Source organism: Glycomyces albidus (assembly GCF_009451885.1).
Taxonomy (GTDB): Bacteria; Actinomycetota; Actinomycetes; order Mycobacteriales; family Micromonosporaceae; genus Glycomyces; species Glycomyces albidus.
Genome location: NZ_WIAO01000049.1, coordinates 1 through 15022 on the forward strand (window position 1 = coordinate 1; position 15022 = coordinate 15022).

The window sequence follows — 15022 nt, forward strand, 5'->3', positions numbered from 1 at the left end:
GGGAGCGGGCCGCGGCCTCGCGCCGCCGCTTCGCCGCGAGGTCGCCGGCCTCGGTCTCCTGCTGCGCGGCCCGGTTGCGCTCGCGGCGCGCGGCCTCGCGGTCGCGCGCCCCGTTCTCCCTGGCCCGGTTGTCCTCTCCCGCCTCCGCCGCCTCGCGGACGGTCCGCCCGCGAGGCGTGTAACGGCGCGCCCGGCTGATCGAGGAGGGGTCGCGGCGCCGTCGGGGGTCGGATTCGGTCATCGGACTCCTCTACTCCTCGTTCCAGGGCACCTCGACGGTCTGGCCGCCCGGCAGGTACAGGAACGTCACCAGGTCCGGGTTGACCATGCCGTACTCGGACGCCTTGGCCTGCAGGTTGTTCGGCGAGTTGAGCTGCGTCAGCTCGTCGGCCAGCGCCTGCTCGGTCTCGTCCAGCTCGTTCGCCTGGGACCGCAGCTCCTGCAGGTGGTAGGCGTCCTCGTTGATGACGGTGTTGAGCAGCAGCAGGCCGACGATGCCGGCGACGACGAGGGCGACGATGCCGCCGACGAACGCCGGGCGCGGCACCTCGACCGGCTCGGGCGCGGGTTTGGCCGCCGGGCGCTCCGCGATCTTGGTCCGCGGGATCACGACGGTCTCGCGCTGCGGCGCGGCCGGGGCCGCGGCGGGCGCGGTCTCGGCGGGGGCTTCCACGGGGGCGGGCTGGACGGCCAGGTTCCCGTCGAAGGCAGGGGCGGCGTCGGCTTCGCCCACGAGGGATCGTCGCCGCGAGGACGCGGCGCGCGCCCGGCGTCGGGCGGCCTTGATGATCTCCTCGGGGTCGGCCTGAGCGCGACGGTACTGGTCGCTCATGTTGCGCCTCCTGCTCTTCTGGACGGTGCGATGCGTTCGGCCGCGCGGAGCCGGGCGGGCGCCGATCGCGGGTTCCGATCGAGTTCGGTCTGGGTCGGTTGCTGGGCCTTCTTCGTAAGGAGTCGAAAGGTGGGCTCGGTGCCGGGGAGCTCGACCGGGAGGCCGGCCGGGCTGTTGGAGCGGGCGCGTCGCGCCAGTTCCTGCTTGGTGATGCGGTCTTCCAGCGAGTGGTACGAGAGGACGACGACGCGGCCGCCGGGGGCCGTCGCGTCGAGGGCGGCGGGCAGGGCCCGCTCCCAGGTCTCGAGTTCGCGGTTGACCTCGATGCGCAGCGCCTGGAACGTGCGCTTCGCGGGGTTGCCTCCGGTGCGGCGGGCGGCCGCGGGGATCGCGTCCCGCACCAGGTCGGCGAGGGCGCTGCTGGAGGTGATCCGGGCTTTGGCGCGGGCGTTCACGATGGCGCTGACGACGCGGGGTGCGAACTTCTCCTCGCCGTAGACGCGGAGGATGCGCACGAGCTCGCCGGGCTCGTAGGTGTTGACGACGATCTCGGCGGTGAGGTCGTCGTCGGGGTTCATGCGCATGTCCAGGGGCGCGTCCTGGCTGTAGGCGAAGCCGCGTTCGCGCTGGTCGAGCTGCATCGAGGAGACCCCGAGGTCGAACAGCACGGCGTCGAGTTCGTCGAAGCCGTTGGCGCGCAGGACCTCCGGGATCGCGTCGTAGACGGCGCGGGCCGGGATGAACCGGTCGCCGAAGCCGGCGAGTCGCTTGGAGGCGAGTTCGAGGGCGTTCGGGTCGCGGTCGATCCCGATGACGGTGAGGTCGGGGTGCGCGGTCAGGAGGGCCTCGGTGTGGCCGCCGGCGCCGAGGGTGGCGTCGACCGCCAGCGCGCCGGGCCGGGATGCGGCGGGCGCGAGGTGGTCGAGCACCTCGTCCAGCATGACGGGCACGTGCGGGGCGTCGTTCATTCCGCTCACCTCCTTCTCACAGTCCTTCGGGCAGGTCGCCCTCTTCGATGTCGGCGAAGGCTTCTTCCGAAGCCTCCAGGTACTCGTCCCAGGTCGGGGCGTTCCAGATCTCGACCCGGGTGGAGGCGCCGATGACGACCAGGTCGCGGTCGAGTCCGGCGTAGTCGCGCAGGCGCGGGGGGATGGTGACGCGGCCCTGCTTGTCGGGGACCTCGTCGTGGGCCGAGGCGAAGAACACGCGGCTGTAGGCGCGGGCGGTCTTGCTCGACATGGGGGCCTGCTGGAGGGATTCGGCGATGCGCGCGAACTCGGCCTCGGGGAACACGTAGAGGCAGCGCTCCTGGCCCTTGGTGATCACGACTCCTTCCGCCAGTCCGTCCCGGAATTTGGCGGGAAGGATCACGCGGCCCTTGTCGTCCAGCCGCGGGGTGTGGGTGCCGAGGAACATCGGCGCCACCCCCCGTGACTCTCAGGCTGCGCGGCCTCCCCGACCGCTGTGGCGGGTCACCTGCCCCGCCATTGCGCCCCACCTTACTCCACTCTCCCCCACCTTTGGGGGTTGTTTCCGCGTGGCATCCGTGTTGGGTGGGGTGTCGGGGCTGGTCAGAAGTGGTGGAGGACAGTGGAGCGACGGTTGCGCAACAGGGGGCGCCGAAGCCGAGTTTCACTCATTGTTCACTCCCCGGAGTGGCTTGGGGCGCAGGGGATCCGACGCAGCGCGACGGATGGGGCACGGGGTGCGACCGATCGCGGACACGGGCCGTCGGCGCGCGGTCACTGTGGAGTGGCGGGAGGGAGCGGCCGGGCGGGGGTCCGGAGGCGTCGCCGCCGCCAGGCACGCGATGGGCATTCGCGTCCGTCACTTTCCGGGCGTGTCGGGGGCGGCCGGCCTCACCGCGATCGGCAGCTCGTCACGCCTTCGGGGACTGGTGTGACAAACTCTTCTGCATACTCGTCGCGTCCGTTCAAGCCGAAAGCGAGCCCGCATGAGCGCGAATCTGACCCCACGCGCGAAATTCGCCACCACGCTCCTCAGGACCGCGGCAGCGCTCTCACGCGCCACGGGCCGGGGCGACGGGTCGGTGATCGGCGGCCGAGTCGGATTGATCGTCGAACCGCGGCTCCTGGAGCTCCTGGCGGAGGGCCGGCACGTGGTGCTGATCTCCGGCACCAACGGCAAGACCACGACCACGCGGTTCACGACGGCGGCGCTGGAGGCGATCGGCCGGGTGGCGACGAACTCGTTCGGCGCGAACATGCCGACCGGGCACACGACGGCGCTCGCGAAGGCCCCGAAGGCCGAGTACGCGGCGCTGGAGTGCGACGAGCACTACCTGGGGCAGCTCCTGGACGCGGCCCGCCCGAAGGTGGTGGCGCTGCTGAACCTCTCCCGCGACCAGCTCGACCGGGCCATGGAGGTGACCGCGCTGGCCGCGAAGTGGCGCCAGACGCTCGAGGCGTCGGCCGGGCAGACCACGATCGTGGCGAACGCCGACGACCCGCTCATCGTGTGGGCCGCGTCGGTGTGCGAGCGGGTCGTGTGGGTGGCCGCGGGCCAGAGCTGGACCGCGGACTCGGCGATCTGCCCGAACTGCGGCGCGCACCTGGACCGGTTCGGCGAGTTCTGGCGGTGCACGAACTGCGGCCTGAACCGGCCGAGCCCGCAGTGGTCGGTGGCGCACCAGGGCGAGGCCGTGGTGGGCCCGGACGGGCGCCGCTACGAGCTGAACCTGCAGCTTCCGGGCCGGGTGAACCGGGCGAACGCGGCGACCGCGCTCGCAGTGGCGAGCCTGTTCGGGGTCGACCCGGCGCAGGCGGCGCCGCGCCTGTCGGAGGTCGCTTCGGTGGCGGGCCGGTACGCGCGGGTCGAGCGGGACGGGCGGCAGCTCCGGCTGCTGCTGGCGAAGAACCCGGCGGGCTGGCTGGAGTCGTTCGACATGATCGACCCGGTCCCGCCGGTGGTGCTGTCGCTGAACGCGCGCGAGGTCGACGGCTTCGACACCTCGTGGATCTACGACGTGGACTTCACGTCCCTGGCGGGCCGGAAGGTGGTCGTCACCGGCGACCGCCGCACCGACCTGGCCGTGCGCCTGGAGGTCGACGGGGTCGACTTCCTGGTGGTGGACGACATCCGGGCCGCGATCGCGGCGGTGCCGCCGGGCCCGGTGGAGGTCGTCGCGAACTACACGGCGTTCCAGGACATCCGCGCCGAATTCAACCGGGTCAACTAGCGAGAGAGAGCGACCGACCGTGGCACTGAGCACCCTGCGCATCGTCTGGCTCTACCCCGACCTCCTGTCGACCTACGGGGACCGGGGGAACCTCCTGGTCCTGGCCCACCGGGCCCGCGCCCGCGGGATCGACGTGGAGCCGATGCAGATCCGCAGCGACCAGCACATCCCGCACACCGCGGACATGTACCTCATCGGCGGCGGTGAGGACGGCCCGCAGGCCGTCGCGGCCGACCGGCTCCTCCAGGACGGGGCGCTCAGCCGCGCCGCGGAGGCCGGGAAGCCGATCCTGGCGATCTGCGCCGGCTACCAGCTCCTGGGCTCGTCGTTCTACGCGAACGGCCGGGCCTACGAGGGCCTGAACATCCTCGACCTGCGCTCGGACCGGGGCCCGTCGCGCGCGGTCGGCGAGATCGCCGGCGAGGCCGCGCCGCAGCTCGGGATCGGGTCGATCACCGGGTTCGAGAACCACGGCGGGCGCACCCACCTCGGCGAGGCGGTGCAGCCGCTCGCGCGGGTCACGGCCGGGGTCGGCAACGACGGGGCCACCGAGGGCGCCTGGGCCGGCCACGTCATCGGCACGTACATGCACGGGCCGGGGCTCGCGCGGAACCCGAAGCTCGCGGACCTGCTGCTGGGATGGGCGGTCGGCGTGAACCCGGCGCAGCTGCCGCCGCTGGACGACACGTGGCCCGAGCGGCTGCGGTACGAGCGCTTCCAGGCGCTCCAGACCGCGTCGCAGTAGCCTGCCCGCCAACGGAAGACGTGGACCACTCGCATTAGGCTGGGCAAAACCCCCAGATGCCGTTAGTTTTGTCAGGCAACTAACGATCCCTTTTGCGTGAGGAGTCCCCATGGAGTGGCCCCGAGGCCTCGACGGCCTGAGCTACGGCGGCGACTACAACCCCGAGCAGTGGCCCGAGGAGGTCTGGGACGACGACGTCCTCCTCATGCGGGAAGCCGGGGTCAACCTCGTCACCGTCGGCGTGTTCTCCTGGGCCCGGCTCGAACCCCGTGAAGGCGAGTACGACTTCGCGTGGCTCGACACGGTGCTCGACAAGCTCGACGCGGGCGGCGTCCGCGTCAACCTCGCCACTCCGACCGCCTCGCCGCCGCCGTGGTTCACGCTCGCGCACCCCGACGCGCTCAACGTGCGGCCCGACGGGGTCCGGCAGGTCCACGGCTCGCGCGACACGTACGACGTCTGCGCGCCCGCCTACCGGGAGGCGTCCCGGCGCATCGCCGCCGCACTCGCCGAGCGGTACGCCGAGCACCCGGCGCTCGCGATGTGGCACGTGCACAACGAGTACGGGTCGATGACCCACTCCGAGCACGCCGAGCGGGCGTTCCGGACCTGGCTCCAGGAGAAGTACGGGACACTGGACGCGCTCAACGCCGCGTGGTGGGGCTCCTTCTGGAGCCAGCACTACACCGAATGGGACCAGATCCTCGCCCCGCGCGCGACCCAGTACCTCGCCAACCCCGCCCACGAGCTCGACTTCAAGCGCTTCACGTCCAGCTCGTGCCTCGAGCACTACAAGGAGCAGCGCGACCTCCTGCGGGCCGCGAACCCCGACGTCCCGATCACCACCAACTTCGTGTTCGGCCAGTGGGTCCCGGTCGACCCGTGGAAGTGGGCCGGCGAGGTCGACCTCGTCGCGTTCGACTCCTACCCGTCCGCGCCCGACGAGCGCGCCGAGCAGCAGAGCGCCCTGCACGCCGACCTCTCGCGGTCCTGGGCCGGCGGCGGCGACTGGCTCCTCATGGAGCAGGCCGCGGCCACGATCCACTCCAAGGACGGCTCGATCGCCAAGACCCCCGGCCGCATGGCCCGGCACTCGATGATCCACATCAGCCGCGGATCCAAGGGCGCCATGTTCTTCCAGTGGCGGGCCGGGCGCGGCGGCGCCGAGCAGTGGCACTCCGCGCTGCTCCCACACGCGGGCAAGCAGACCCGCATGTTCCGCGAGGTCGTCGAGTTCGGGAACACCCTCCCGGGGATCGCGCACACCGTCGAATCGCCCGTCGAAGCGGACGTGGCGATCCTGTGGAGCCCCGAATCGTGGTGGGCCACGGCGGGACCGCACCTGCCGGCCCCGGTCGACTACCTCGAGAACGTGGCCCAGATCCACCGGGTCCTGCGCGACCGCGGCGTGGTCGCCGACTTCGCCTCGCCCGAAGGCGACCTGTCGAAGTACGCCACCGTGATCGCACCGACGACGTACGTCCTCTCCAAGGCCGCCGCCGAGAACCTCCGCTGGTTCACCGCCGGCGGCGGGCGACTCGTCGCCTCCTACCTCACCGGCGCCGTCGACGAGCACTGCCAGGTCTGGCTCGACGGGTACCTCGGCGGACTCACCGACCTGTTCGGCATCCGCGTCACCGAGCACCTCCCCCAGCCCGCCGGCGAGCGGCGCGCCCTGTGGAACTTCGGTGCGGCCGAACGCTTCTGCGAACTCGTGGAGCTGCGCGGCGCCCAGTGCGTCACCCAGTACGCCACCGGCGACCTCATCGAGGGCCAGCCCGCCGTCACCGTCAACCCGTTCGGCGAGGGCGAGGCGTGGTACGTCTCCTGCAAGCTCGGCGACGACGCCTGGGACCGGCTGTTCGAGGAGTTCGAGCTCACCGGCCCCGGCGGGCCCGGCCTCGACGTCGTGGACCGCGGCCAGTGGCGGTTCATCGTCAACCACACCGAGAAGGAGGCGCAGGTCGGGCACGTCATCGTCCCGGCCGGCTCCTGGGCGGTCGACAAGAAACCCGAATGAGCCGTTTCGGCCCGCCTCCGCGGAGGCGGGCCATACGCTCGCACCTATGGGCGAACCGGCCGGCGCCGCGAGCATGAGCCGCAGGGAGCTGTACACGCTCTTCGGCGCGCTCATGCTCACCATGCTCCTGGCCTCGCTCGACCAGACCATCGTCGGCACGGCCCTGCCGACCATCGTCGGCGACCTCGGCGGCATGGGCGACTACACGTGGGTCGTCACCGCCTACCTCATCGCCACCACGGCCTCGACCCCGCTGTACGGCAAGCTCTCCGACCTGTACGGGCGGCGGCCGGTCATCCTCGTCGCCATCGCGATCTTCCTCGCCGCCTCCGCGCTCGCCGGACTGTCGCAGAACATGCTCCAGCTCATCCTCTTCCGCGGCTTCCAGGGCCTCGGCGGCGGCGGGCTCATCTCGCTCGCGTTCACCGTCGTCTCCGACGTCGTCTCGCCGCGCGAACGCGGCAGGTACCAGGGGTTCTTCGGCGCGGTCTTCGGGATCTCCTCGGTGGCCGGGCCGGTGCTCGGCGGCTGGCTCTCCGAAGTGGACTGGCGGTGGATCTTCTACATCAACCTGCCGCTCGGCCTCGCCGCGATGATCGCCGTCGACCAGGTCCTGCGGCGCCACCGCTTCCCGACCCGGCAGCGGAAGATCGACTACCTCGGCGCGGCCTGCCTCGTCCCGGCCGTGGTGTGCCTCCTCCTGGCCGTCACCTGGGGCGGCCACGAGTACGCGTGGGACTCGGCGGTCGTCATCGGGCTCTTCGCCGCGGCCGCGGTCCTCACCGCCGTCTTCGTCGCGGTCGAGACGCGCGCCGAGGAGCCGATCCTGCCGCTGCGGATGTTCCGGCAGGGGACGTTCGCGCTCGCCGGCGTCATCGCCCTCGTCTTCGGCGTCGGCATGTTCTCGGGGATCGTGTACATCCCGCTGTTCTTCCAGATGGTGCGCGGCTACTCCCCGACCGCCTCGGGGCTCCTCATGATCCCGATGATGGCCGGCATGGTGCTCACCTCCGTGTCCTCGGGGTTCGTGATCTCCCGGCTCGGGCGCTACAAGTGGTTCCTCGTCGCCGGGTCGATCGTCATCACCGCCGGACTGGCGCTGTTCACGCAGCTCCACGTCGACACGCCGCTGTGGACCGGCGGGGCGTTCCTGCTGGTCCTCGGCGTCGGCATGGGCATGTTCATGCAGCCGCTGGTCCTGGCCATGCAGAACATGGTCCGCGTCGAGGACCTCGGCGCGGGCACGAGCACGAACAACTTCGCGCGGTCGCTCGGCGGCGCGGTCGGCACGGCCGTGCTCGGCGCGGTCATGACCGCGAGACTGAACGACGAACTCGCCGCGAACCTCCCGGGCGCCGTCGCACAGCTCCCGCCGCAGGAGGCCGCGGGCCTCAGCGAGACCGACCTGTCGGCGGTGATGGAGTCCCCCACGGTGGTCGCCCACCTGCCCGAGCCGGTGCGGGCCGTCGTGCAGCAGGCGTTCACCGCCGGCCTCGACCAGGTCTTCCTCGTCGCCGCCTCGATCGCGGCCGTCACGATCGTCCTGACGCTGTTCATGCCGAACCTGACGCTCCGCGGCAGCAGGCCGCCCGTCGACGACCCCGACGCCAAGGCCGGCGAAGTCCGCGCCGAGACCGCCCCCTGACACCGGCGCGGCCTCGCGCGCCGCGGGCACAATGGGTCCATGCGCACCATCGGATTGATCGGCGGGATGTCCTGGGAGTCCTCCGCCGAGTACTACCGGCTGATCAACGAGGACGTCCGGAGCCGGCTCGGCGGGCAGCACAACGCCCGGAGCCTCATGGCGACCGTCGACTTCGGCGAGATCGAGGCGATGCAGCGCGCCGGGGACTGGGACGGCGCCGGGAAGGCGCTCGCTGACGCGGCCGTCGGACTGGAGCGGGGCGGTGCCGGCCTGATCGCCTTGTGCACCAACACCATGCACCTCGTCGCGGACCGGATCGAGGCGGCCGTCGACGTGCCGTTCGTCCACTTGGTCGACACGACCGCCGACCGCATCCGCGAAGCCGGAGTGGACCGCGTCGGCCTCCTCGCGACCCGCTTCACCATGGAGATGGACTTCTATGCCGAGCGCATGGCCCGCAACGGCATCGAGGTCGCGGTGCCGGGCGAGGACGACCGGACCGCCGTGCACGAGATCATCTACGGCGAGCTGACGCTCGGCGTCGTCACGGCCGAGTCCCGGCAGGTGTACCGGCGGGTCATGGCCGACCTGGTCGCGCGCGGATGCCAGGGGATGATCTACGGCTGCACCGAGATCACGCTCCTCGTCGACGGCACCGACACGACGGTCCCGGTCTTCGACTCGACCCGCATCCACGCCGAGCGCCTCGTGGACCTCGCCCTGGAGTGAGCCTCACGCGGTCGAGTCGGCGATGAAGTCGCGGCCGAGGCCGAGCAGGACCCGGTCGGCCGTCAGGAGCGTCAAGCGGTGCAGATGCGCCTGCGAGACGATGAGGCGGTCGAACGGGTCGTGGCGCAGCAGTTCGGGGAAGTCGCGGATCCCTTCCGCGTGGTCCGCGGAGACCTCGAGGAGTTCGAAGCCGCCGGACTCGACCTGGGAGGCGAAGTCCGCGGGGATCTTCAACTTGCCGAGCATCGACTTGATGGTCAGCTCCCACACGGTGGCGACCGAGACGTGCACCGCCGCCGCCGACTCGATGCGCTGCCGGGCCCGCGGCCCGAGCCTGGGGTTGTCGTCCATCGCCCACAGCGCGGTCTGACTGTCAAGCAGGAGCATCGGCGTCACCGTAGAACATCGCCTGGATGTCGGGATCGATGTCGAAGGCGGCGTCGTCGTACTCGAGCCGGCCGCGCAACCCGCCGAGCACCACGGGCCGTTCACGGTGCGGGATCAGATCCACCACCGGCTTGCCGGCCTTCGCGATGACGATGTGCTCGCCCCGGGCCGCCCGCTCGATCAGCCGCGACAACTGGGTCTTGGCCTCGTGGATGTTCACGACGTACGACATATGACGAGTCTACCAGATTAGCCAGACTTAGCTAAGTCGGTCGCGTTCGCGAACCGTCGGTGACACGGATGCGGAAGCCGATGGCGCGGTAGGCGGTCTCGGTGAGGAGGGACTGCTTGGGCTCGGCGATGTCGCCGAAATGGACCGCCGCGCGCAGCCAGGCGAGCCGCGGGTCTTCGAGGATGCCCTCGACCGGGCCGCCGGTGACGAGGGCGTCGAACCCGGCGTTGCCGAGGACCGCGAAGGCGGCCTCCCGGGCGCGCTTCTCGGCGGCGTGGGCCTGGCCTTCTCGGCGGCGCGCGAAGCGCTGCTGGGACTGGCCGCCGGCCTTCGTCTTGCCTTGGACGTAGGCCGAATCGGTCTTGGAGGCGGTGATGCGGCCGTCCTCCAGGATGCCGACGGAGAAGGCGCCCTTGCGGGCGAGGAGGACTGCGATGCGGCGCGGTTCGAGGGCGTAGTCGCGGAGGTGTTCGGCGGCGGTGACGGGGTCGTCGTCCAGGAGCCAGCCCGCGGGGAGGCCGTCGGCCAGTGTCCAGCGGACACCGGCCGACGCTCCCTCGTTCGATGCGATCGTCCAGTCGTTCCCGTCCGCGCGGTGGGCGGCGATGCCGCCGTTGCGGGCGGCGAAGTTCGCGACCCAGCGCGGGAGCCGTTCGGGTTCGACCTCGACGATCCTGCCGCCGCCGGAGGCGGGGCGGATCTTCACCATGGGGCCGGCTTCAGACGTTCCCGTGATTCATCGTTCAAGTCCGACTTCGTCAGACGTTCCTGCGCCACTCCGTTCAAGTCCGACTTCGTCAGACGTTGAACCCGAGCGCGCGGAGCTGGTCGCGGCCGTCGTCGGTGATCTTGTCCGGGCCCCACGGCGGGATCCACACCCAGTTGATCCGCAGGTCGGAGACGAGGCCGCCGTCCGGGCCCGAGCAGAGGGCCGAGCGGGACTGGTCCTCGATGACGTCGGTCAGCGGGCAGGCCGCGGAAGTCAGGGTCATGTCGAGCGTGGCCACGTTCGACTCGTCGACGTGGACGCCGTAGATCAGGCCCAGGTCGACGACGTTGATGCCCAGCTCGGGGTCGACCACGTCTTTCATGGCCTCGAGGATGTCGTCCTCTTTGGCCTTCACGGTGTCGGTCATGCGTCGGTCCTTCCGGGGATCGAGGCTTCGGCTCTCACAAGGGCGTCCTTGAACGCCATCCAGCCCAGGAGCGCGCACTTGACGCGCATCGGGTACTTCGAGACGCCCGCGAACGCGACGGCGTCCTCGAGGGTCTCCTCGTCGCCCTCGCTCTGGCCCTTGGAGTTCATGAGCTCGGTGAACTCGGACAGGCGGGCCAGCGCGTCGTCGACGGTCGCGCCGTTGACGAGCTCGTACATCACCGAGGCGGAGGCCTTGGAGATCGAGCAGCCGACGTTCTCGTAGGAGACGTCGCCGATCGTGCCGCCGTCCACGTGGACCCGGAGGGTGATCTCGTCGCCGCAGGTCGGGTTGACCTGGTGGGACTCGCCCTCGTAGGGTTCGCGCAGGCCGGCGCCGCGCGGGCGCTTGTAGTGGTCCAGGATGACTTCCTGGTACAGCTCGTCGAGATTCATCAGCCGAACACCTTTCGCACCTGTCCCAACGCCGCCACGAGCCGGTCTATTTCCTCGTGCGTGTTGTACACGTACGCGGAGGCGCGGGTGGTGGCGGTGACGCCGAAGCGCACGCAGGTGGGTTTGGCGCAGTGGTGGCCGACGCGGACGGCGACGGCTTCGGCGTCGAGGACCTGGCCGACGTCGTGCGGGTGGACGCCTTCGAGCGTGAAGGAGACGGTGGCGCTGCGGCCGATCGGGACGCGGGGGCCGACGACGGTGAGGCCGTCGACGGTCTCGAGCCGCTCGAGCATGTACCCGGCGAGTTCCTTCTCGTGGGCGCGGACGTTCTCCATGCCGAGCTGGTCGAGGTAGTCGACGGCGGCGGCGAGGCCGACGGCCTCGGCGATCGGCGGCGTGCCGGCCTCGAACTTGGCGGGCGCGGCGGCGAACGTCGTGCCCTCCATGGTGACGGTCTTGATCATGGAGCCGCCCGTGAGGAACGGCGGCATGGCCTCGAGGAGGTCGGCTTTCGCCCACAGGACGCCGATGCCGGTGGGTCCGAGCATCTTGTGTCCGGTGAAGGCGATGAAGTCGACGCCGAGCTCGGTCACGTCCACGGGCAGGTGCGGGACGGACTGGGAGGCGTCGAGGCCGACCAGGGCGCCGACCTCGCGGGCGCGGGCGGTGATCTGCGAGGTCGGGTTGACCGTGCCGAGCAGGTTCGCCACGTGGACGAACGAGATGATCTTGCAGCGTTCGGTGATGACCTCGGGGATCGAGTCGACGTCGAGCCGGCCGGCGTCGGTGATGCCGATCCACTTGAGGGTGGCGCCGGTGCGCTGGGCGAGCTGCTGCCACGGGACGAGGTTCGCGTGGTGCTCCATCTCGGTCACGACGATCTCGTCGCCGGGGCCGAGGCGGAACCGCGGGTCGGCGCTCGGGTCGAGCGAGCCGTTCTGGAACGCGTAGGCGAGGAGGTTGATGGCCTCGGTGGAGTTCTTGGTGAACACCACTTCGTCGGCGCTCGGGGCGCCGATGAAGGCGGCGATCCGGGCGCGGGCGCCTTCGTACGCCTCGGTGGCCTCGGCCCCGAGGGTGTGCACCGAGCGCGAGATGTTCGCGTTCGAGTGCTCGGTGAATCGGCGCATCGCCTCGACGACCTGGACCGGTTTCTGCGAGGTCGCAGCGGAGTCCAGGTACGCGAGCTGCCGGTCCCCGATCATGCGCTTGAGGATCGGGAAGTCGGCGCGGACCGCGTCGACGTCGAGTTTGGTGACAGCCTCCACGGGCTCCTCCTGGTCTAGGCGGCCTTCGCGCCGACGTAGGACTCGTAGCCTTCGGCTTCGAGCTTCTCGGCGAGTTCCGGGCCGCCTTCTTCGGCGATCCGGCCGTCGACGAAGACGTGCACGAAGTCGGGCTTCACGTACCGCAGGATGCGGGTGTAGTGGGTGATGAGGAGGACGCCGGAGTCGGTGGTCTCCTTGGCGTGGTTGATGCCCTCGGAGACGACCCGGAGCGCGTCGACGTCGAGGCCGGAGTCGGTCTCGTCGAGGATCGCGAACTTGGGCTTGAGCAGCTCCATCTGGACGATCTCGTGGCGCTTCTTCTCGCCGCCGGAGAAGCCCTCGTTGACGTTGCGGTTGATGAACGCCTCGTCCATCTTCAGCTCGGCCATGGCGCCCTTGAGGTCCTTCATCCAGGTGCGGAGCTTGGGGGCCTCGCCGTCGACCGCGGTCTTGGCGGTGCGCAGGAAGTTGGAGACGCTGACGCCGGGGACCTCGACCGGGTACTGCATGGCGAGGAAGAGGCCGGCGCGGGCGCGCTCGTCGACGCTCATCTCGAGGACGTCGTCGCCGTCGAGGAGGACGGTGCCGCCGGTGATCTCGTACTTCGGGTGCCCGGCCAGCGAGTAGGCCAGGGTCGACTTGCCGGACCCGTTGGGGCCCATGATGGCGTGGGTCTCACCGGAGTTGATGGTGAGGTCGACGCCGTGCAGGATCGGCTTGGCGCCTTCGTCGGTGTTGACCGAGACGTGCAGGTCGCGGATCTCGAGCTTGCTCATTGCTGGTTTCCTTCGGGCGTTGCGTGCGAGCCCGTCACGGGCTCAGCGGCGGTTTCGGTGGTCTTGGGCTTGAGGCTGAGGTAGACGTCGCCTCCGCGGAGCTCGACCGGGTAGGTCGGGACCGGCGTGGTGGCGGGCGGCCCGGACGGTTTGCCGGTGCGCAGGTCGAAGGTGGACCCGTGCAGCCAGCATTCGATCGAGCAGTCGTCGACGTCGCCCTCGGAGAGCGCCACGGCCGCGTGGGAGCACTCGTCGTACAGGGCGTACACCTCGTCGGACTTGCGCACGAGCACGATCGAGGTGCCGTGGATGTCGGCCGCGACGGGCTCGGAATCCGGCAGTTCGTCGAGCGCGCACACGCGCAGGTAGTCGTCGTCCGTCATCGGTTCGCGGCTCCGGCGTCGGGGCCCTGGTCGAGGCGGGCGACCACGAGTTCGGTGAGCTCCTCGCGGAGGGCCTCGTCGGGGACCTTGGCGATGATCTCGTTGAAGAAGCCCTTGACGACCAGCCGGCGGGCCTCGGCCTCAAGGATGCCGCGCGACTGGAGGTAGAACAGGTGCTCCTCGTCGAAGCGGCCGGTCGCGGAGGCGTGGCCGGCGCCGGCGATCTCGCCGGTCTCGATCTCCAGGTTGGGGACCGAGACGGCGCGGGCGCCGTCGGAGAGGACGAGGTTGCGGTTGATCTCGTACGTGTCGGTGCCGGTGGCGGCGTCCTGGATGAGGATGTCGCCGACCCAGACGGTGCGGGCGGTCTCGCCCTGGAGGGCGCCGCGGTAGTTCACGTTGGAGCGGCAGTCGGGGACCGAGTGGTCCACGAGCTGGCGCTGCTCCAGGTGCTGGCCGGTGTCGGCGAAGTAGAGGCCGTAGGCGTCGACGGAGCCGCCGCGGCCGGCGTAGTCGACCGACAGGTACTGGCGGACCAGGTCGCCGCCGAGCGTGACGGCGATGTGGTCGAGCCGGGCGTCGGTGCCGAGCCGGGCCTTCTGGTGCTCGACGTGGGTGGACTCGCGGTCCCATTCGGCGAGGACGACCAGGCGCAGGTGCGCGCCGTCGCCGACGGCGATCTCCACGTTGTCGCCGAGGCGGGCCTGGCCGGTGTGCCGCACGATCAGGGTGGCGTCGGCGTGGTGGCCGACCTCGATGAACGTGTGGGCCCAGGTGGCGCCGTCGAGGCCGCCGCCGGTGACGTCGATCCAGACCGGCTCGGAGACGGCGGTCTCGGGCGCGACCGACACGAGGAGGGCCTTCTCGGTCTTGGCCCAGGCGACCGCGCTGGGGCGGTCGAACGGGGTCAGGATCGAGCCCGGGCGGGGGTCGTCCTTGCCGACGGCTTCGGCGGTGACCCCCGCGGGCAGGTTGCGGACCGCGTACTCGGCGGCCTTGGCCGCCAGGGCGGTCTCGTCGCTGTCGAGTCCGGCGAGGCGCTTCACGGGCGTGTAGCGCCAGTCCTCCTCGCGGCCGGTCAGGGCCGGGAAGTCGGCGGGCTCGAACGAGCGCAGCAGCTGCGACTTGGTCTTCGGGGGCACCTCGCCGAGGCCGTGGGTGTGCGCCGTGGGCTTCGGGGCGACTTCGATGCTCATAAAATCTCGGTTTCCTAGT

General features: G+C 70.8%; 17 protein-coding genes and 1 pseudogene. 5 read left to right on the forward strand and 13 right to left on the reverse strand.

The genetic code is table 11. The features are described from left to right. The 4 genes and pseudogenes from GFD30_RS23940 to mraZ all read right to left on the reverse strand — a co-directional run. A pseudogene (locus GFD30_RS23940) lies at positions 1-241 on the reverse strand (hypothetical protein); the annotation flags it as partial. Positions 242-250: 9 nt separating this feature from the next. Next, on the reverse strand, positions 251-832 hold the full coding sequence (locus tag GFD30_RS23945) for a hypothetical protein (RefSeq protein WP_153027676.1): 582 nt from the start codon (positions 830-832) through the stop codon (positions 251-253). Next, positions 829-1800 (reverse strand): 16S rRNA (cytosine(1402)-N(4))-methyltransferase RsmH, encoded by a 972-nt coding sequence (gene rsmH, locus GFD30_RS23950; RefSeq protein WP_153027677.1) that lies wholly within the window; start codon positions 1798-1800, stop codon positions 829-831. Before rsmH ends, GFD30_RS23945 begins: the two co-directional genes overlap by 4 nt. Positions 1801-1816: 16 nt before the next feature. Beyond that, a complete protein-coding gene (gene mraZ / locus GFD30_RS23955; RefSeq protein WP_153027697.1) occupies positions 1817-2248 on the reverse strand; it encodes a division/cell wall cluster transcriptional repressor MraZ in 432 nt (143 codons plus the stop codon). Positions 2249-2786: 538 nt separating this feature from the next. Here mraZ and GFD30_RS23960 point away from each other — a divergent pair. From GFD30_RS23960 to GFD30_RS23980, 5 genes are all read left to right on the forward strand, one after another. After that, positions 2787-4031: a Mur ligase family protein gene (locus GFD30_RS23960; protein ID WP_227996992.1), complete on the forward strand. Its 1245-nt coding sequence runs from the start codon at positions 2787-2789 to the stop codon at positions 4029-4031. Positions 4032-4050: 19 nt separating this feature from the next. Then, a complete protein-coding gene (locus tag GFD30_RS23965; protein ID WP_322633565.1) occupies positions 4051-4776 on the forward strand; it encodes a type 1 glutamine amidotransferase in 726 nt (241 codons plus the stop codon). 109 nt (positions 4777-4885) lie between these two features. Continuing rightward, positions 4886-6796 (forward strand): beta-galactosidase, encoded by a 1911-nt coding sequence (locus GFD30_RS23970; RefSeq protein WP_153027678.1) that lies wholly within the window; start codon positions 4886-4888, stop codon positions 6794-6796. A 46-nt stretch (positions 6797-6842) separates the two neighbouring features. Next, positions 6843-8441 (forward strand): MDR family MFS transporter, encoded by a 1599-nt coding sequence (locus GFD30_RS23975; RefSeq protein WP_153027679.1) that lies wholly within the window; start codon positions 6843-6845, stop codon positions 8439-8441. Between the two features lie 39 nt (positions 8442-8480). Further along, positions 8481-9170 carry an aspartate/glutamate racemase family protein gene (locus GFD30_RS23980; protein ID WP_153027680.1) on the forward strand — a complete coding sequence of 230 codons (690 nt, stop codon included), beginning with the start codon at positions 8481-8483 and terminating at the stop codon, positions 9168-9170. A 3-nt stretch (positions 9171-9173) separates the two neighbouring features. Here the strand turns inward: GFD30_RS23980 and GFD30_RS23985 are convergent, their stop codons facing one another. From GFD30_RS23985 to sufD, 9 genes are all read right to left on the reverse strand, one after another. Then, on the reverse strand, positions 9174-9557 hold the full coding sequence (locus GFD30_RS23985; protein WP_153027681.1) for a type II toxin-antitoxin system VapC family toxin: 384 nt from the start codon (positions 9555-9557) through the stop codon (positions 9174-9176). Continuing rightward, positions 9544-9789: a type II toxin-antitoxin system Phd/YefM family antitoxin gene (locus tag GFD30_RS23990; RefSeq protein ID WP_153027682.1), complete on the reverse strand. Its 246-nt coding sequence runs from the start codon at positions 9787-9789 to the stop codon at positions 9544-9546. Before GFD30_RS23990 ends, GFD30_RS23985 begins: the two co-directional genes overlap by 14 nt. Before the next feature lie 31 nt (positions 9790-9820). Continuing rightward, positions 9821-10498, reverse strand: a complete 678-nt coding sequence (locus GFD30_RS23995) for an acVLRF1 family peptidyl-tRNA hydrolase (protein WP_153027683.1) — start codon at positions 10496-10498, stop codon at positions 9821-9823. 88 nt (positions 10499-10586) lie between these two features. Then, a complete protein-coding gene (locus tag GFD30_RS24000) occupies positions 10587-10925 on the reverse strand; it encodes a metal-sulfur cluster assembly factor (RefSeq protein ID WP_153027684.1) in 339 nt (112 codons plus the stop codon). After that, positions 10922-11380 carry a Fe-S cluster assembly sulfur transfer protein SufU gene (gene sufU / locus GFD30_RS24005; RefSeq protein ID WP_153027685.1) on the reverse strand — a complete coding sequence of 153 codons (459 nt, stop codon included), beginning with the start codon at positions 11378-11380 and terminating at the stop codon, positions 10922-10924. The genes GFD30_RS24000 and sufU overlap by 4 nt, the downstream gene beginning before the upstream one ends. Next, positions 11380-12648: a cysteine desulfurase gene (locus GFD30_RS24010; RefSeq protein ID WP_322633566.1), complete on the reverse strand. Its 1269-nt coding sequence runs from the start codon at positions 12646-12648 to the stop codon at positions 11380-11382. The genes sufU and GFD30_RS24010 overlap by 1 nt, the downstream gene beginning before the upstream one ends. Before the next feature lie 14 nt (positions 12649-12662). Further along, positions 12663-13424: a Fe-S cluster assembly ATPase SufC gene (gene sufC / locus GFD30_RS24015; protein WP_153027686.1), complete on the reverse strand. Its 762-nt coding sequence runs from the start codon at positions 13422-13424 to the stop codon at positions 12663-12665. Beyond that, the gene (locus tag GFD30_RS24020) at positions 13421-13807 is read right to left on the reverse strand and encodes a non-heme iron oxygenase ferredoxin subunit (protein WP_153027687.1); all 387 of its coding nucleotides are present in this window, start codon (positions 13805-13807) and stop codon (positions 13421-13423) included. The genes sufC and GFD30_RS24020 overlap by 4 nt, the downstream gene beginning before the upstream one ends. Further along, on the reverse strand, positions 13804-15003 hold the full coding sequence (gene sufD, locus GFD30_RS24025) for a Fe-S cluster assembly protein SufD (protein WP_153027688.1): 1200 nt from the start codon (positions 15001-15003) through the stop codon (positions 13804-13806). The genes GFD30_RS24020 and sufD overlap by 4 nt, the downstream gene beginning before the upstream one ends. Positions 15004-15022: the final 19 nt, after the last annotated feature.